The organism is Alsobacter sp. SYSU BS001988 (assembly GCF_054796215.1).
Map to the genome: position 1 here is coordinate 169,776 of NZ_JBTAMK010000001.1, position 17,777 is coordinate 187,552.

Here is a 17,777-nt window from a genome sequence, read left to right on the forward strand (position 1 = left end):
GGGGTCAGGCTCCGAAGCGCCGGGCGAGGACCGGGACGCAGTCGTCCCAGGCGGAAGCGAGGTCGTCGAGCGGCGCCTCGACGCCCTCGAAGCGGCGGCGCGCGACGGCGCGGGCCATGTTGAACTGCAGCGTCTTGGCGCCGACCGCGATGCGCAGGGCGGCGTCGCGCGGGGCGCCGAGGCCGGTCTCGCCCTGGTCCGCGAGCCAGTCCAGGTGGCTGGCCAGCAGCTCGAAATTGGCCCCGAGCTGGCGGGCGGTGTTGAAGGCGTATTTGTGGAAGAAGGCCGGATCGCGCGCGGCCACGCGCTCCAGTTGCGCCCGGAAGCGGCGCTTCCACGCCAGCACCGGGTTGGACGCGGGGGCGCGGGCCAGATGGCGCCGCAGCAGGTCCGTCGCCGCCGCGCGCAGGCGCGCGCCCTCCAGCGCCGGCCGGTCCGGCTTCACGAACTCCACATAGGGAAAGAGCGCCGCGTCGCCGCGCTGGCCCGGCAGGCGGCCGAGAACGCCGTCGAAGTCCTCGTCCTCCAGGCGGAAATAGCCCGCGTTGTGGAAGTAGCCGATCGCCCGGTTCTCCTCGTCGAGGAGATTGACCCCGATCGTGGTCTTGGTGTGCTCCGTCCGGTACGAGACCCCGAACGTGTCGGGTAGGTAGAAGCCGTCCACCTCGATCAGCACCACCCTGCCCCGCCCGAGCTGCTCGGCGACGTGGCCCTCCAGCCTGTCGAAGATCGAGAGCTCCTGCAGGACGACGCCGTGAAGGGCCTCGAGGTCCTCCACGGGGATCTTGAAGAAGGTGAACTGGTCGCCTTCGAAGTCCTGCGTCACCGTGAAGGCCATGGCGGCGGCGGGGTCGCGGCCCAGCGCCCCGAGGAGCTCGATCCAGAGATCCACCGAACAGTTGGTCTCCGGCCAGTTGCGCTCGGGAGCGTGCAGCGGATGGCGGGCCTGGCCGGCGACCGGGATCGCCGGGCCGACCGCCGTCTCCGACGCGTTCAGGAGCAGGTTCGCGTTCGCCGCCATGACGGACCTCATCCCCAGAGCGCGGCGCGGACGGACGCCGGCCAGGCCTCGACGTCGACGCCGTGATGGCGGAACAACGCCAGCGCGACGCGCTCCATGCCGAAGCCCACGCAGGCCGTGTGGGCGACCTCCCCGGAAGCCGTCTTCAGACCCCACACCGAGCCGAAATGGTCCTGGTGGTAGTTGAAGCTGAGGCAGGCGGTGGGATTGACGGCGCTGTTCACCGGGACGAGCAGCTCGAACTTCAGGCCCTGGTCGCGCTGGCTGTTGGCCATCATGCGGCCGGCGCGGCCGAAGAACGGATCGTTGGCGACGTCCACCTCGAAGGGCAGATCGAGGCGTCCGATCAGCTCGCGGCCTCGCTCGAGCCAGGTCTTGCGGAAGGCGATGACCTCGTCCTGCGTGCCCATCCGGACATATTCGCGCATCCGGAACATCTGCATGCGGGCGGGATCGCGCGAGGGCTCATGCCGGAAGCAGTAGGACATGAGATCGAAGAGCCGGCCCTGGGCCGGCAGCGCGCCGCGCTTGGCCGCCATCGGGTAGAGCGGATAGCAGGCGGCCGGCGTCAGCACGACGTCGGAGATCTGCTGGTCGGCGGACCAGTCTGCCCCCGTCTCCAGGCACTGGAGCAGGTTGGCGTGGGCGCCGTCGTCGCCGCAGAAGCAGTGCACGGTGCCGGCGAGCTGCGGGAAGCTCTTCAGGTAGCCGCTGCGCTCGAAATGGGCGCGGTTCATGCCGGGCGGGAAGCGGACCACCTCGGCCCCGTCTTGGCCCCCGAAGGACGTGATCAGCGCGTCGAAGCGCGCGATGACGTCCTCGAACAGGCCGCTGCGGCCGTAGAGGCCGTCCACGCCCGTGTCGATGAGGAGGCCGGCGTCGAAGAGCTGGTCGAGCAGCGTGACTTGAGCGTCCATTGGATTACCCCGCGAAATTGGTTTCGAGACGGGACACCAGCAGCATCGTGGCGGTGGAGCCCAGGATCCGGTCGTTGCTGATCATCAGCGGCGCGGAGAGCGCGTCCCTGAGGAAGCGGCCCACGCTGAACGGCGTGTCGTTCTTGTAGCCGTGGATGCCGCACACCTGCAGGGCGGTCTGGCAAACCTCCACGGCGGTGCGCGAACACACGAGCTTGACGTTGTTGATCGCCACCGCGAAGCCCATCGAGGAGAGTTCGTCGGCCTCGTGGCGGGCGGCGTCGTAGCGGCGCAGGGCGGAGGCGATGGTCGCCTGCATGGCCTGCAGCTTGCCGGCCTCTTCGGCGAGGTGCACGGCGCCGGGCGGCGTCGCGTCCGGCCTGCGCCGGGCCTCGGAGCGGACGAAGGACTGCGCCCGCGACAGCGCCGCGGCGGCCACGCCCTGCCAGACGCTTCCCCAGAGCAGGTGCGAGTGCACCAGCATGGACTGGGCGGCGATCTCGGCGAAGGGCTTGGGGATGACCTGCTCGATGGCGGCGTTCGCCTCGAGCCTGAACCCGTCCGAGCAGGTGCCGCGCATGCCGAGCGTGTTCCAGCCGCCCGTCTTGCGCAGCGTGTACTGGTCGGCGGTTAGGACGGCCATGACCTGGTCGGAGGACGGCGCGTCCGGGTTGCGGCGGGCGGTGGCCATGATGGCGTCGGCCTGCAGCGCGTAGGAGATGACGCTGGCGTCCTTGGCGAGCCGGAACAGCCCGCCGTCCTGCTCGATGGCGCAGATGGAGTTGCGCAGGTCGCCGCCGATCCCGGCCTCGGTGGTGGCCGAGGCGATCAGCAGCTGCTCGGTCGCGACCCGGCGCATGAAGGAGCGATGCCAGGGGCTGTCCATGCCGTGCGAGATCAGGCTGGAGACCTTGATCTGGTGCATGGCGTAGACCATCGCGGCGGCCGAGCAGCCCAGAGCGATCTGGCCGCACACGGTGGCCACGTCGGCCAGGGAGGCGCCGCCTCCTCCGAACTCGGTCGGGATCATCAGGCCGAGCAGGCCCTCAGCCTTCATGGCGTCGACGGCTTCGGCCGGGAAGCGGGCGTCGGCGTCGACCGCGTCGGCGTGGCGGGCCGCGACGTCGGCGACCCGGCGCGCGCGGCGCAGGACGGCGAGCTGGCGATCGGCCTCGGCCTGCGCGGGATGGAGATGGTCCTCGGCGGCTGCAATGCGCAGGGCCGACGCGTTCTCGTACGACATCAGGCCGCCTCCCTCTGGGCGAGCAGCTCGCCGACCACCTGGCCGATCGCGTCGATGCTCGCGAAGGAGCGGCGGTTCAGGTAGCGATCGGGGAACTCGACCCCGAACCGGTCCTCGATGGCCAGCATCAGCTGCACCGACGCGAAGGACGTCAGCCCCGCCTGGTAGAGGTCCGCATCGTTAGCCAGCGTCTCGACCGCGACCGGCAGCCGGCCGGTCTCCGCGATGATCTCCACGATGGTGTTCCGGATCGCCTCGCTCATGTGTCGCCCTTTCTCACGTGATCTGTCGAAGGCGGGGACCGAAACGGGGATCTCATCCGAAAGCTTGGTGAAGATCCGAAGATGTTTCGTTCTCTGCCGTCCGTGTTGCGCCTGTTCGGTTTCGAGACCTTTCGGCCTCCGTTTCGTGCCGTCCGGGGACACCTCAGCGGCGACGCCGGACTGCACTCGCGTGCCGTTGCTGTCATTGCAACTTTCGCGCGCAAACAGGGTGTCGGGGCCGTTAGGGTTAAGGAGGAGTAAAGGCTGAGATGCGTTCCGGGCTGTGGCATGCGGGGACGACAGGAGCTTCCGTGACACAGTCCCTCACGCTCATCCGCGCCGTCCGTCGAACCGCCTGCGCGGCGCTACTCGCCGTCGCGGCGGCGGGCTCGCCCGCGGAGGCGGCAGGGCTGTTCGACTTCCTGTTCGGCGGCAGGTCCCCTCCCCCTTCGCCGACCTATGACCGGCTTCCGCCGCCGCCGCCGATCCTGTTCTCGCCGACCCCGCGCGGCGCCCGCCCGCTTGGCGCAGCGGGCGGACTGTCCCGCGTGGACGCGCCGACCCGCCACAGCACGGCCCGGGTGGTGACCATCGGGGCGGGCGGTCAGCCCTTCTGCGTGCGGGAATGCGACGGCTACTACTTCCCCCTGCCGGCGGGCGCGGGGCGGGCGGCCGAGACGGAGCTTTGCTCCATGGCTTGCCCGGGCGCGCAGGTCGACGTGTTCCGCAGCCGCGCCGGCGGGATCGACGCCGCCGTCAACGGCCGCGGCCAGAGCTATTCGGAGACGGCCAGGGCCTTCGCCTACCGCAAGGCCAGCATTCCGGCCTGCGGTTGCCGCAAGCCCTCCTCCTATGCGGAATGGGCGGCGCGGCTGCTGCTGGATCCGACCCTGCGGGCCGGCGACCTGATCGTGCACGAGACCGGGGCGAGCGTGGTCGCCAGCACCGCGCGGCCCGGGACGCCGCTCAAGACGTCGCAGCTGCGCGACATCGCCGCCCCGGGCGCCGTGCCGCGCACCACCCTGGCGCAGGCCGACCGGATGCTGGGCTTCACCTTCCACCAGGAGCTGGCGCGGGCGGCCGGCGCGATCCAGGTGGCGAGCCGGTCGGGGGCGGACGTGGCCAACGTCAACGCGATCGTGGTGACGCCGGCGCGACCCTCCGTCTTCGCCAGGAGCTCCGCGCCGGCCGGAGCCGAGGCCTTCCGGCCGCGGGTCGTGCTGGGCTCGCCGATTCGACCCTAGACGGCGTCGGACTCGGGCGGGGGCGGCTCGTCGCGCAAGGCGCGGCGCAGGACCTTGCCGACATTCGTCTTCGGCAGCTGGCTGGTGAACTCGATCCGCCGCGGGACCTTGTAGCCGGTGAGGTTCTCCTTGCAGTAGGCTCTGAGCGCCTCCGCGTCGAGTCTGCGGTCCTTGCGGACCACATAGGCCACCACGGCCTCCCCGGAATGCGCGTCCGGCATGCCGACGACCGCCGCCTCCAGGACGCCCGGATGCGAGACGAGGACGTCCTCGACCTCGTTCGGATAGACGTTGAAGCCCGACACCAGGACCATGTCCTTGATGCGGTCCACGATCCTGACCTGGCCGTCGGGCTGCAGGACGGCGATGTCGCCGGACCGGAAGAAGCCGTCCGGCGTGGTGACGCGCGCGGTCTCGTCCGGGCGGTTCCAGTAGCCGGCCATCACCTGCGGACCTTTGATGCAGAGTTCGCCCGGGGTCCCGGCCGGCAGGACCTCGTTGTCGGGGCCGCGAATGGAGATCTCGGTCGACGGCATGGGGTAGCCGATGGTGCCGGAGAACTCCTCCAGGTCCAGCGGATTGGCGCAGGCCACCGGGGACGTCTCGGACAGGCCGTAGCCTTCCACGATCGCCTTGCCGGTGAGCGCCTTCCAGGCCGCCGCGACCGCCTGCTGGGTGGCCATGCCGCCCGAGGCCGAAAAGGCGACGCGCGAAAAGTCGACCTTGTCGATGCCCGGCGCGTTGATCAGGGCGTTGTAGAGCGTGTTGACCAGCACCATGCAGGTGAAGGGCCGGGTCCTCAGCGTCTTCACCAGGCCGGCGATGTCGCGCGGGTTGGTGATCAGCAGCTGGCACCCGCCGATGCGCGTCATGAACATGCAGCAGGCCGTGAGCGCGAACACGTGGTAGAGCGGCAGCGCCGTGAGCATCACCTGGTCGGCGCCCGACATGAACGGGCGCATCCACGCCTCGCACTGCATCACATTGGCGGACACGTTGCGGTGCAGCAGCGTCGCGCCCTTGGCGACGCCCGTCGTCCCGCCCGTATATTGCAGGAAGGCGACGTCGCCCGGCTCAATCGGGACGGTCTGGAAGGGACGTCGTCCGCCCTCCTCGACCACCGTCGAGAACGCGACCATGCCGGGCAGACGAAACGGCGCCACGGATTTCTTCACGTAGCGGGAGACGAGGTCGACGACCTTGCCCTTGAGGCCCAGCAGATCGCCGGGGCGGACCACCACGACGGCGTCGAGCGTCACGGAGGGCAGCGCCTGCTCGACCGTGTGGGCGAAGTTCTCCAGCACCACCAGCATCCGGGCGCCGGAGTCGTTCAACTGGTGGCTGAGTTCGCGGGCCGTGTAGAGGGGATTGACGTTGACGACCACGCCGCCGGCGAGCAGCACGCCGTAGATCGAGGCGGGATAGGCCGCCACGTTCGGCATCATGAGGGCGACCCGGTCGCCCTTGCGCAGCCCCCGCGCCTGCAGCCAGGACGCCACGGCCGTCGCGGCCGCGCCGAGTTCGGCGTAGGTCAGCCGCTTGCCGAAGCTTTCCAGCGCGGGACGGTCGGCGTGCCGGGCGACGCTGTCGCGGAACATGTCGGCGAGCGAGCCGGCCTTGTCGACGTCGATCGTGGCCGGAACGTTGGGCGGGTAATGCGCCAGCCAGGGGAAGGCCGGCGCCGGCGCCTCGGCGGCCGCAGCGCTCGTCAAACCAGTATGGGACGCCGACATCCGCTCCTCCCCCCGCAGCCTCTCGCCCGGACTTCGCCGCCGGGTTGGTTCATATATAAACCACCTCTCGCCGCAAGCGATAGGGGCTTGCGGCGAGCTTATGCGAGACGCGGGATTTTCGCGACAGGGCTTGCGTTCAGGCCTCCTGGAGCCAGCCGGCCACCGCGGCGACGTCGTCCTGGGTGAGTCCATGGCCGGCCCTGAGCGTGCGGTGGTCCACCGCGGCGCCCGCGCGCCGGAGCGCCGCCCCGAGGCCCGCCGCCGAGGCGGCCGGGACGATCGGGTCCGACGCGCCCGACAGGAGCAGCGCGCGCCTGCCGCCCAGGTCGGGCGCGGGCGGATCCGACAGCACCGTCATGGCGCGCAGCAGCGCCGCCCCGGCGAGGACGTCGGGATGAAGCAGCATCAGGGCCGCCGCGATGTTGGCCCCGTTGGAGAACCCCACGGCGATCGGCGCGGCGAGCCCGTAGGCCTCGCGGGCCTGCGCCACGAAGGCCGCGAGCTCCGCCGCGCGGGCCCGGACGTCGGCCTCGTCGAACACGCCCTCGGCGAAGCGCCGGAAGAAGCGCGGCATGCCGCCTTCCAGCACCTTGCCGCGCGGCGAGAGCAGCGCCGATCCGGGCGAGACGGCTCGCCCGAGCGGGATCAGGTCGTTCTCGTCCCCGCCGGTGCCATGCAGCAACAGGAGCGGCGGCCGGGTCGGGTCCGAGCCCGGCGCGAAACGGTGGGTGAAGGACAGGGACGCCTGCGGGACGGATGCGCTGGTCATGGTGGATCTCCCATCGGGGGCGGCCGGGGGCCGCGTCAGTCGAGCCGAGGCAAGGCGGCCGCGATGGCGTCGCGCCGGGGCTCCAGGAAGGCGGGCAGCTTCAGGGCGTCGCCCAGCGTCGCCACGGGCTCGTCGACCGCGAAGCCGGGGATGTCGGTCGCGATCTCGAAGAGGACGCGCCCCGGCTCGCGGAAATAGACGGACCGGAAGTAGTTTCGGTCCTTCTGCTCGGTGGCGCGGATCCCGTGGTTCTCGGCGAGCTTGCGCACCATCTCGGCCTCCGCCGCGTCGTCCGCCGCCCGGAACGCTACATGGTGGACCGAGCCCGCCCCCGGACGGGGAGGCAGGAATCCGCCCGCCGCGCGCAGGTCGACGACGCCGCCCATGGCGGTTCCGGCCGCCCTGTAGCGTACGAGCGAGTCCTCGCGGCCTTCCTCGCGGAAACCGAGCACGTCGCTGAGGATCGCCCCCGTGGCGGCGACGTCGTCGAGCAGCAGGCTGACGCTGTGGAAGCCCCGGATCGCGGCCTCGGCGGGGACGCCGCCGCCCGCCCATGCGGGCTCGAGCTCGGCGCCGGCGACGCCGACCAAAGCGAGCCGCATGCCGTCCGGATCGCGGAAGGCCAGCACGGTCTCGCCGAAGCGCCTGACCGGCGCGTCATGGGCGACGCCGCGCTCGACGAAGCGGTGCATCCAGAAGCCGAGCGCGCCGGCCGGAATGCGGAACACGGTCTCCTGCGCCTCGCCCACGCCGAGCCGGCCGGGGGCGGCGTGCTCCCAGGGAAAGAAGGTCAGGATCGCGCCGGGGCTGCCGGTCTCGTCGCCATAGTAGAAGTGATACGTGCCGGGATCGTCGAAATTGACGGTCTTCTTGACGAGCCGAAGGCCGAGCGTGTCGCGGTAGAACGACAGGTTGCGCCGCGCCGGACCGGCGATGGCGGTGACGTGATGGATGCCGCTGGTGCTCATGTCGGGTTCTCCCTGCGGGGGTTCGTCCCGCCCCGCACAGATAGTCAGGGGGACGGGCGATGTCCGTTGCGAAACTGCAAGCGATCCGCTGCGACCGGGCGCGATCCGGGCAGCGTAGCGCAGGCCAGGCCTGGCGCGGGCGGCTTCCCGCCGCATGCAACGATGCACTATGCTGGGCGCGCCGCCGCTCGCCGGGCCGATCCGCCGGCGACGGCGCACGGGGCGAGGACGACGCCATGTCATTCCACGAGAAGCTCGAGCACCTCGGCAGGCGCTTTCGCGAGCGGCTGGGCCCGCACCTCGCGGAGGCCTTCGCGCTCGACCTGGACGCGCTGGACGGCGTGCGCCGCCGGGCTTTGCGCGAGGGCGAGACGTTTCCCGGCGCCCGCCTGGCGGACCAGGAGGGCCGGCTCGTGGACCTGCACGAGGCCTACCGGCAGGGGCCCGTGCTGCTGACCTTCTATCGCGGAGGCTGGTGCCCGTTCTGCCGGCTGGCGCTGGGCGAGTTCGAGGCCGCCGCGCAGGACGCCGCGCAAGCCGGCGTGCAGGCCTTCGCGGTGTCGCCGGAGCAGCCCCGCTTCGCGCAGGACACGATGGCCGCCAACGGCCTGAGCTTCGGCATCCTGTATGACGAGGGCGGCCGTCTGGCCGACGCGGCCGGGGTCCGCGTCGCCGTGCCGCCGGACCGCCGCGCCATCCTGACGCCGACGGACACGCCCCTGCCGGACCGCAACGGCGACGAGAGCTGGACGCTGCCGCTGCCGGCGACCTATGTGATCGAACGGGGCGGCCGCATCGCCTTCGCGCATATCGACCCCGATTTCCGGCGCCGCCTGAGCCGCGACGAGATCAAGGCCGCCCTGGCGCGCAGCCTCGCCCAGCCGGCCGCCGGCTGAGCCGGAGCGTCTCGTCGCTCCCGCCCCGGTCACTCGGCCGGATGGGCCTGCGGGGCGGCCGGCGGCGCGAGCGTCTCGCCGCCGCCACGGCGCCGGGCGCGCCACAGCACGAGGGCCCGGAGCGCCACGTAGAAGACCGGGGTGAGGACGAGGCCGAACGCGGTCACGCCGAGCATGCCGAAGAAGACCGCCGTGCCGAGCGCCTGGCGCATCTCCGCGCCGGGCCCCGTCGCGATCATCAGCGGCACGACGCCGAAGATGAACGCGAAGGCCGTCATCAGGATGGGGCGCAGGCGCAGCTTGCAGGCCTGCACGACGGCGGCGACGGGATCCAGGCCTTCGTGGGCCTCCGCCTCGCGGGCGAACTCGACGATCAGGATGGCGTTCTTGGCCGCCAGCCCGACCAGCACCACGAGGCCGATCTGGGTCAGGATGTTGTTGTCCATGCCGCGCAGCATGACGCCCAGGAGGGCCGACAGCACCGCCATCGGGACGATCAGGATGATCGCGAGCGGCAGGCTCCAGCTCTCGTACTGGGCGGCCAGCACCAGGAACACGAACAGCACCGACAGCGCGAAGATGAAGATCGCGGTGTCGCCGGTGGCGCGCTCCTGGAAGGCGAGCTCCGTCCACTCGAAGCTCGCGCCCTGCGGCAGCACCGAGCTGGCGATGCGCTCCATGGAGTCGAGGGCCTGGCCCGACGAGACGCCGGGCGCCGCGTTGCCCTGCAGCGGCACGGCCGGGTACATGTTGTAGCGCTGGATCAGCTCGGGGCCGGACGAATCCTTCAGCTCCACCAGCGTGCCCAGGGGCACGAGCGCGCCCGTGGCCGAACGCACGCGAAGCCGCGCGATCTGGTCCGGCTCGATGCGGTAGCGCTGGTCGGCCTGGGCGCGGACCTGGTAGACGCGCCCGAAAGCGTTGAAGTCGTTCACATAGGCCGTGCCGAGATTGATCTGCAGCGTCTCGAAGATGTTGGCGATCGGCACGTTCAGCATCTGCGCCTTGACGCGGTCGATCTCCAGATAGATGTGCGGCGCGCCCGCCGTGAAGGTGGTGAACACGCCCGTGAGCGTCTTGTCCTGCCGGGCCTGCCCCATGATGGCGTAGGCGGCGGCGAGCGCGCGCTTGACGTCGGCGCCCTGGCGCTCCTGCACCATCATCTTGAACCCGCCCGAGTTGCCCAGGCCCCGCACCGGCGGCGGCGGGATGGCGATGATGAAGGCCTCGTCGATGGCCTGCAGCCGCCCGAAGAGCTCGCGGATGATGGCGTCGGCGCTGCGCCCCGTCTTCAGGCGCTCCTCGAAGGGCTTGAACGACACGAAGATCGCGGCGGCGTTGGACGCGTTGGTGAAGGTGGCGCCGGAGAAGCCCGCGAAGGCGACGGCGTTGAACGCGCCCGGGACCTCGCGGGCGATCTCGCTGGCGCGCTGGACGACCCGGTCGGTCCGCCCCAGGGCGGCCCCGTCCGGCAGCTGGATCACCACGATGGCGTAGCCCTGGTCCAGCGTCGGGATGAAGCCGCGCGGCACCCGGTCGGCCACCCACAGCGTCCCGAGCAGCAGCCCGGCGTAGATCGGCAGCACGATCGCCTTGCGCCGGACGATCACGCCGACCCCCGCGGCGTAGCCTTCCGACATGCGGTCGAAGCCGCGGTTGAACGCGCCGGCGGCGCGCGCCCCGGCGCGGCCGAGAGCGGTCCGGGGCGGGTCGTGCGCATGGGGCTTGAGGATCAGCGCTGCGATCGCGGGCGACAAGGTGAGGGACACGAAGGCCGAGATCAGCGTCGACACCGCGATGGTCAGCGCGAACTGCCGGTAGAACTGCCCCGAGATGCCCGGGATGAAGGCGGTGGGGATGAACACCGCCGCCAGCACGAGCGCGATGGCCAGCACCGCGGTCCCGACCTCGTCCATCGTGGCGTGGGCGGCGTCGCGGGGCGACATGCCGAGCGAGATGTTGCGCTCGACGTTCTCCACCACCACGATCGCGTCGTCGACCACGATGCCGATGGCCAGCACGAGCCCGAACAGCGTGAGGGTGTTGAGCGAGAAGCCCAGCGCCGACATGGCCGCGCAGGCGCCGACGAGCGAGATCGGGATGGCGACGATCGGGATCAGGGCGGTGCGCCAGCTCTGCAGGAACACCAGGATCACGATGACGACGAGCGCCACGGCCTCGAACAGCGTGTGGTACACGGCGTTGACCGACTCGGCGATGAACTCGGTGGGATTGTAGACGACCGTGTAGTCGATGCCGGGCGGGAAGTCCTTCTTCAGCTTCTGCATGGTCGACAGGATCGCCGCGGAGGCGTCCAGCGCGTTGGTGCCGGGACGCTGGAAGATCGCCAGCGCCACCGCGGGTTTCCCGTTCAGGTAGGAGTTGGTGAAGTAGTCCTGCGCGCCCAGCTCGACCCGGGCGACGTCCGAAACGCGCACCAGCCTGCCGTCGGTCGTGTTGCGCACGATGATCTGGCGGAACTGGCGCACATTGTCGAAGCGGCCCTGGGTGGTGACGGCGAGCTGGAAGGCGGTGTCCTGAGGCGCCGGCTCCTGGCCGAGCGAGCCGCCCGAGACCTGGACGTTCTGCGCCTGGATGGCCCGCACCACGTCGCCCGACGTCAACCCGAAGGCGGCCAGCTTGTCCGGGTCGAGCCAGACGCGCAGGCTGTATTGCCGCTCGCCGAAGATCGTCAGGTCGCCGACCCCGTCGAGGCGCAAGAGCTCGTCGCGGACATTGTTGCGCGCGTAGTTGGAGACGTAGAGCTGGTCGTAGCGGTCGTCGGGCGACAGCATGTGCACGACCATCATGAGGTCCGGCGAGGACTTCAGCGTGGTCACGCCCAGGCGCTTCACCTCCTCGGGCAGGCGCGGATTGGCGATGGCGACGCGGTTCTGGACGAGCACCTGCGCCTTGTCGAGATCGGAGCCCAGCTTGAACGTGATGGTCAGCGACAGATTGCCGTCGCCGGTGGAGTAGGAGGACATGTAGAGCATGTCCTCGACGCCGTTGATCTGCTGCTCCAGCGGCGTGGCGACCGTGGCCGCCACCGTGGCGGCGTCCGCGCCCGGATAGCTCGCCCGCACCACGATGGTGGGCGGCGCGATCTCCGGATACTGGGCGACGGGCAGCCTTACATAGGAAATGCCGCCCACCAGCATGATCACGATGGACAGGACCGCGGCGAAGATGGGCCGATCGACGAAGAAATGAGCGAACCGCATGGCGCTACTTCTCCGCGATCGCGTCGGGCCCGGGCTTGATGGCCACCATCCTGGGCTGGACGGCCGCGCCCGGGCGCACCCGCATCAGCCCGGAGACCACGATCGTCTCGGAGCCGTCGAGGCCCTCGCGCACCACCCTGAGCCCGTCGATGCGCGGGCCGGTCCGGATCGCCTTGGCGGAGACCTTGGAGTCGGGGCCGACCACGTAGACGATGCGGCGGTCCTGGTCCGCGCCGATCGCCTCGTCGGGGATCATCACGGCCTTGTAGGGCTGCGACCCCTGGATCTGGATGCGCCCGAACAGCCCCGGCGTGAGCGCCATGGTGGGGTTGGGCAGCGACGCCCTCACCCGCATCGTGCCGCTGGCGGCGTCGACGCGGTTGTCGACGAAGTCGATGCGGCCCGGATGGGTCGGCTCGGTCTCGTTGGTGAGCGCGACCGCCACCTTGGACGCATCGCCGCCCTGGCCGGAGCCGATGCCGTTCACGCCCTGGCGGAAATAGGCCAGGAAGGACCGCTCGTCGATGTCGAAGTAGAACTGGATCGGGTCCAGCGAGACGATGTTGGTGAGCAGCGTGTCGTTGGCGTTGACGAGGTTGCCCTCCGACACCAGCCGGCGCGAGATGCGCCCGCTCATGGGCGCGCGCACCTGGGTGAACTCCAGGTCCAGCCGCGCCCGGCTCAGGGTCGCCTCGGCCCGGTCCGCCTCCGCGCGCGCGGCCAGCAGGGCCTGGCGGCGCTGGTCGAAGACCTGGTCGGCGATGTTGCCGGTCTTGCGCAGGTTCTCGGCCCGGTCGTAGTCGGACTGGGCGAACTCGGTGCGCGTCTTGGCGGAGACCAGCGTCGCCTCGGCCTCCTTCACGGCGTCCCGATAGGGACGGTCGTCGATGCTGAGCAGCAGGTCGCCGGCCTTGACCATGCTGCCGTCGCGAAAATCGACCTTGGTGAGATAGCCCGTCACGCGGGCGCGGACGTCGACCTGGTCGACCGCCTCGAAGCGGCCGGTGAAGTCGTCCCGCTCGGTGATCTCGGTGATGTAGGGCTTGGCGACGGAGACCGTGGGGGGACCGGGCGTCTGCGCCGCCGCGGCCAGCGGCCACGCCCCGAGGCCGATCAGGAGAGCCGGGACGCAGGGATGGACCAGGGAGGTGGGTTTCATCGGGTCCGCTCCTGTGGGCTTCCTCGGCCCATGTTGCGCAGAGGCAAAACGGGACGCCAAGTTTGCTTTACAACCTTTGCGCGTCAACTGCGCGTCGAGGCCCCGCCAGCCCCGGAGCAAGGAGGATGGCGGGCTGCGCCCCGCCCCCGGCGCGCCCGGGGATCGTCTTCGCGACGCGGGTCCTGTAGAGAGTCGAGGGCCTGCGACCGGGAGTCTTGCGATGTCGTCCGTCTTCCAGGGCCTTTCGGCCTTCCCGATCACGCCCGCCGACCGGAACGGCCGGGTCGACGCTGAGGCGCTCGGGCGCCTTGTCGAGCGACTCATCGCCGCACGGGTCGATTCCATCGGGCTGCTCGGCAGCACCGGGACCTACGCCTATCTGAGCCGCGAGGAGCGGCGGCGCGCCGTGTCGATCGCCGCCGAGGCGGCGCGAGGGCGCACGCCCCTGGTGGTCGGGATCGGGGCGCTGCGCACGGACGAGGCCATCCGGCTCGGCCGCGACGCCCGCGAGGCGGGCGCCGACGCCGTGCTGCTGGCGCCGATGTCGTACACGCCTCTGACGGAGCGGGAGGTCGAGGTCCATTTCACCGCGGTGGCGGATGCGGTCGGCTTGCCGCTGTGCGTCTACGACAACCCGGCGACGACCCATTTCAGTTTCACGCCCGCCCTGATCGGGCGGCTCAGCCGCCACCCCTCGATTGTGGCCGTGAAGGCCCCGTCGGCGGAGGCGGCCGCCATGCCGGAGCGCCTTGCGGCGCTGCGGGCGGCGGCGTCGGAGGACTTCCAGATCGGGTTCAGCGGCGACTGGAACGCCGCCGAGGCCCTGATCGCCGGCGGGGCCGCCTGGTACAGCGTGCTGGGCGGGCTGTTCCCCGAACCCTGCATGAGCATCGTCCGGGCCGCGCAGGCGGGGGACGTGACCGCGGCAAGGGACGCCAACGCCGCCCTGGAGCCGCTCTGGGCGCTGTTTCGCGAACTGAGCAGCCTGCGCGTCGTCTACGCGGCCGCCAACCTGCTCGGACTGTGCCGCGCGGATCCGCCCCTGCCCATCCTGCCCCTCGCGGAAAGTAACGCCCAGCGGTGCCAGGACATCGTCTCAAGGTTGGGTTTGCGTTGAAACGTGATTGCGTGTGAAGTGTTTGGACCCGCGGGATGGACGGCTCGCGTCCTCGCACATCCGGAGGGCGACGCCTCCACGTTCATGAACTCAGCGTTGCGATCCCGGACCGATGGCCACATCTTCCAAACCATTCCCCATCGTGGGGATCGGCTCGTCGGCCGGAGGAGTCGAGGCTCTCGGAAGCTTCTTCTCGGCGGCGCCGGCGGCCGGCGGGATCGCCTATGTGGTGGTCACGCATCTCAGCCCTGACTACAAGACCATGCTCCCGGAGATCATCGGCCGGCACACCACGATGCCGGTGACGCTGGCCCGGCAGGGCGCCGAAGTGCGGCCGAACCGCGTCTACGTGCTCCCGGCCGACGCGATCCTGGGCATCGACCGCGGCAGGCTGACGATCCGGCGGCAGAGCAAGGAACACCGCGAGCGCAAGCCCATCGACATCTTCCTCAGCTCCCTGGCGATGGACCAGGGCGAATACGCGGCGGGCGTGATCCTGTCCGGGCGCGACGGCGACGGCACGCTGGGGATCAAGGCCATCAAGGAGAGGGGCGGCCTGACCATGGCGCAGGCGCCCGGCGCGAACGGGCCGAGCCATCCTCAGATGCCGGAGAGCGCGATCTCCACCGGGCTGGTGGACCTCGCCATCCCGGCCGACCAGATGGGCGACAAGCTCCTGGAGTTCGCCCGCGGCTTCGACCTCCTCGGCGCGGGCGCCCCCGAACAGCCCGGACCCTCGGCCGACGCGGAATGGGCCACGGCCCACGAGACGATCTGCGCCATCCTGCGCAACCAGGTCGGCCACGACTTCCAGGGCTACAAGGCGAAGACCTTCATGCGCCGGGTGCAGCGCAGGATGCAGGTCACCCAGTCCAAGACCGTCGCCGATTACGTGGCGACGCTGCGCAAGGACCTGAAGGAGGTCAGCGCGCTGTTCCGCGACCTTCTCATCAACGTCACCAACTTCTTCCGCGACGCGGAGGCGTTCGAGGCTCTCGAGACGCTGGTCCTTCCGAAGCTTTTCGCGGGCCGCGGCGTTGGCGACACCATCCGGATCTGGGTTCCGGGCTGCGCCACCGGCGAAGAGGCCTACACGATCGCCATGCTGGCGCAGGAGCGGCTCGACCGCATGAGCGCCAAGCCGCAGGTGCAGATCTTCGCGACCGACATCGACGAGCGGGCGCTCGCCGTGGCGCGGGCGGCCCGCTATCCGACGGCCCTGCTGGACAGCGTGTCGCAGGAGCGCGGGGACCGTTTCTTCGTCGCCGACGGCGGGGCCTACCAGATCAGCCGGGAGGTCCGGGATCTGTGCATCTTCTCGCCCCACAGCGTCATTCGCGATCCGCCGTTCTCCCGGATGGACCTCGTATCCTGCCGGAACCTGCTGATCTATTTCGGTCCCGACATCCAGAGCCAGGTCATTCCGACCTTCTACTACTCGCTCAGGCCGGGCGGCTTCCTGTTCCTCGGCACGTCGGAGACGGTCAGCCAGTTCGGCGACCTGTTCACGGCCGTGGACAAGAAGCAGAGAATCTTCAGGCGTCGGGACGACGTCGTCGGCGTGAACGGGCTTCCCCGTTCGGTCCGCGGGGTGACGCCGATGATGGAGGCCAGCCAGGCGGGGCAGCCGCGGGGCCAGTTGGCCGGAGCCGCCATCCGGCACTCCGTCGAACGGCAGGTGATCGAGCGCCATGCGCCGGCGCATGTGCTCGTCAACGACCAGGGCGACGTGGTCTATTACTCGGGCCGGACCGGCAAATACCTGGAGCCGGCGCCGGGCCTGCCCAGCCGCCACCTCATCGGCATGACCAAGAAGGGCCTGCGGCTGGAGCTGCGCACCGCGCTCCAGACGGCGATGGAGACCGGGCATGCGGTGGTGCGCCCCGGCGCGGCCGTCGAGGGCGAGGACGGCCGCGTCCAGATGGTCACCCTCACGGTCGAACCGCTGGCGGAGCGCCGCGACAACGAGAACCTGTTCCTCGTGCTCTTCAGCGACGAGGGTCCGATGCTCAGCCGCGAGCAGGCCGAGGCCCGCACGGTCCTGCGCGGCGAGGAGGCGGCGAGCCATCTCGAAACCGAGTTGCGGGAGACGCGCGAGCGCCTGCAGGCCCTGATCGAGGAATATGAGACGGCCCTGGAGGAGCTGAAGTCCTCCAACGAGGAGCTCGTCTCGGTGAACGAGGAGCTGCAGTCGAGCAATGAGGAGCTCGAAGCCTCCAAGGAGGAGCTCCAGTCGCTCAACGAGGAACTGCACACCGTGAATTCGGAGCTTCACGGCAAGGTCGACCAGCTCGACCGCGCCAACAGCGACCTCAGCAACCTCTTCGCCAGCACCCAGATCGCCACGGTCTTCCTCGACCGCAACCTCGTGATCCGCAGCTTCACGCCCGACGTGAAGCGGATCTTCTCCATCCTGCCCACCGACAAGGGCCGCCCGCTCAGCGACCTGTCCAGCCGGTTGCCGCTGCCCGACCTCGCCGCCGACGTGCAATCCGTGCTGGAGTCCGGCGAGAGCATCGAGCGCCAGATCGCCGACGAAGGCCCGAATGTCTTTTTCCTGCTGCGCCTGATCCCCTATCGCAACTCGGAGGTGCGCGTTCAGGGCGTGGTGGTGACGTTCGTGGACGTGACCACGCTGGTGCAGGCCGAAAAGCAGCAGCGGGTGCTGGTGGCGGAGCTGAACCACCGGGTGAAGAACATGCTGGCGCTGGTGATCGCCATCGCCGACCAGATGGCCACGCCCGGCCAGAGCCTCGCCCAGTACAAGACGACCCTGATCCAACGCCTGCGGGCCATGGCCCGGTCCTACGGGGCGATCTCGCGCGAGAGATGGGTGGACGTGTCGCTGGCCAACATCGTCAAGGACGAGCTGGAGCCGTTCGGGCTCCAACGCGTGTCGCTGGACGGACCCGCGCTGCGAGTTCGGCCGCGCCAGGCGCTCTCGCTCGGCATGGTGCTGCATGAACTCGCCACCAACGCCGGCAAGTACGGCGCGCTGTCCAGGGCCGAGGGCCGGGTGAAGGTGACGTGGTCCAGCCAGGACGGGCGACTGACGCTGCACTGGCGGGAGCAGGGCGGCCCTTCCGCGGCGGTTCCCCAGGAGACCGGCTTCGGCATGCAGCTGATCCAGCGCGAGATCGGCTACACGCTGCGCGGGACGTCGGAGATCCGATTCGATCCGACCGGGCTCTCGGTCACGCTGACCTGCCCTCTTTAGGTCGAC

Annotated in this window: 13 protein-coding genes; 4 read left to right on the top strand and 9 right to left on the bottom strand. The window is 70.4% G+C overall.

Features of this window, described 5'->3' with window-relative positions:
* Nucleotides 1-4: 4 nt before the first annotated feature.
* The 4 genes from ACYVO7_RS00790 to ACYVO7_RS00805 are packed head-to-tail and all read right to left on the bottom strand — an operon-like array spanning nucleotide 5 to nucleotide 3,432.
* Nucleotides 5-1,021 carry a DUF1839 family protein gene (locus ACYVO7_RS00790; RefSeq protein ID WP_460447952.1) on the bottom strand — a complete coding sequence of 339 codons (1,017 nt, stop codon included), beginning with the start codon at nucleotides 1,019-1,021 and terminating at the stop codon, nucleotides 5-7.
* 8 nt (nucleotides 1,022-1,029) lie between these two features.
* On the bottom strand, nucleotides 1,030-1,938 hold the full coding sequence (locus tag ACYVO7_RS00795; RefSeq protein WP_460447953.1) for an amino acid--[acyl-carrier-protein] ligase: 909 nt from the start codon (nucleotides 1,936-1,938) through the stop codon (nucleotides 1,030-1,032).
* A 4-nt stretch (nucleotides 1,939-1,942) separates the two neighbouring features.
* Nucleotides 1,943-3,181 carry an acyl-CoA dehydrogenase family protein gene (locus ACYVO7_RS00800; protein ID WP_460447954.1) on the bottom strand — a complete coding sequence of 413 codons (1,239 nt, stop codon included), beginning with the start codon at nucleotides 3,179-3,181 and terminating at the stop codon, nucleotides 1,943-1,945.
* Entirely contained in the window at nucleotides 3,181-3,432 is a 252-nt protein-coding gene (locus ACYVO7_RS00805; protein WP_460448529.1) for an acyl carrier protein, read from the bottom strand. Before ACYVO7_RS00805 ends, ACYVO7_RS00800 begins: the two co-directional genes overlap by 1 nt.
* Before the next feature lie 323 nt (nucleotides 3,433-3,755).
* Here ACYVO7_RS00805 and ACYVO7_RS00810 point away from each other — a divergent pair, with 323 nt between their 5' ends.
* Nucleotides 3,756-4,688 (top strand): DUF2865 domain-containing protein, encoded by a 933-nt coding sequence (locus tag ACYVO7_RS00810; RefSeq protein ID WP_460447955.1) that lies wholly within the window; start codon nucleotides 3,756-3,758, stop codon nucleotides 4,686-4,688.
* Here ACYVO7_RS00810 and ACYVO7_RS00815 read toward each other — a convergent pair.
* The 3 genes from ACYVO7_RS00815 to ACYVO7_RS00825 all read right to left on the bottom strand — a co-directional run bounded on the left by ACYVO7_RS00815 (nucleotide 4,685) and on the right by ACYVO7_RS00825 (nucleotide 8,158).
* A complete protein-coding gene (locus ACYVO7_RS00815; RefSeq protein ID WP_460447956.1) occupies nucleotides 4,685-6,421 on the bottom strand; it encodes an AMP-binding protein in 1,737 nt (578 codons plus the stop codon). The genes ACYVO7_RS00810 and ACYVO7_RS00815 overlap by 4 nt on opposite strands.
* A gap of 136 nt (nucleotides 6,422-6,557) precedes the next feature.
* Entirely contained in the window at nucleotides 6,558-7,190 is a 633-nt protein-coding gene (locus ACYVO7_RS00820; RefSeq protein ID WP_460447957.1) for an alpha/beta hydrolase, read from the bottom strand.
* Nucleotides 7,191-7,225: 35 nt separating this feature from the next.
* A complete protein-coding gene (locus tag ACYVO7_RS00825; protein ID WP_460447958.1) occupies nucleotides 7,226-8,158 on the bottom strand; it encodes a ring-cleaving dioxygenase in 933 nt (310 codons plus the stop codon).
* 236 nt (nucleotides 8,159-8,394) lie between these two features.
* Here ACYVO7_RS00825 and ACYVO7_RS00830 point away from each other — a divergent pair, with 236 nt between their 5' ends.
* Complete coding sequence (locus ACYVO7_RS00830) at nucleotides 8,395-9,054, top strand: peroxiredoxin-like family protein (RefSeq protein ID WP_460447959.1); 660 nt, start codon at nucleotides 8,395-8,397, stop codon at nucleotides 9,052-9,054.
* A 29-nt stretch (nucleotides 9,055-9,083) separates the two neighbouring features.
* Here ACYVO7_RS00830 and ACYVO7_RS00835 read toward each other — a convergent pair whose 3' ends face one another.
* Complete coding sequence (locus ACYVO7_RS00835) at nucleotides 9,084-12,278, bottom strand: efflux RND transporter permease subunit (protein ID WP_460447960.1); 3,195 nt, start codon at nucleotides 12,276-12,278, stop codon at nucleotides 9,084-9,086.
* Nucleotides 12,279-12,282: 4 nt separating this feature from the next.
* Nucleotides 12,283-13,437 carry an efflux RND transporter periplasmic adaptor subunit gene (locus ACYVO7_RS00840; protein WP_460447961.1) on the bottom strand — a complete coding sequence of 385 codons (1,155 nt, stop codon included), beginning with the start codon at nucleotides 13,435-13,437 and terminating at the stop codon, nucleotides 12,283-12,285.
* 220 nt (nucleotides 13,438-13,657) lie between these two features.
* On the opposite strand from ACYVO7_RS00840, the gene ACYVO7_RS00845 reads away from it, so the two are divergent.
* Nucleotides 13,658-14,554 carry a dihydrodipicolinate synthase family protein gene (locus ACYVO7_RS00845; protein WP_460447962.1) on the top strand — a complete coding sequence of 299 codons (897 nt, stop codon included), beginning with the start codon at nucleotides 13,658-13,660 and terminating at the stop codon, nucleotides 14,552-14,554.
* A 112-nt stretch (nucleotides 14,555-14,666) separates the two neighbouring features.
* Nucleotides 14,667-17,771 (top strand): CheR family methyltransferase, encoded by a 3,105-nt coding sequence (locus tag ACYVO7_RS00850; RefSeq protein ID WP_460447963.1) that lies wholly within the window; start codon nucleotides 14,667-14,669, stop codon nucleotides 17,769-17,771.
* Nucleotides 17,772-17,777: the final 6 nt, after the last annotated feature.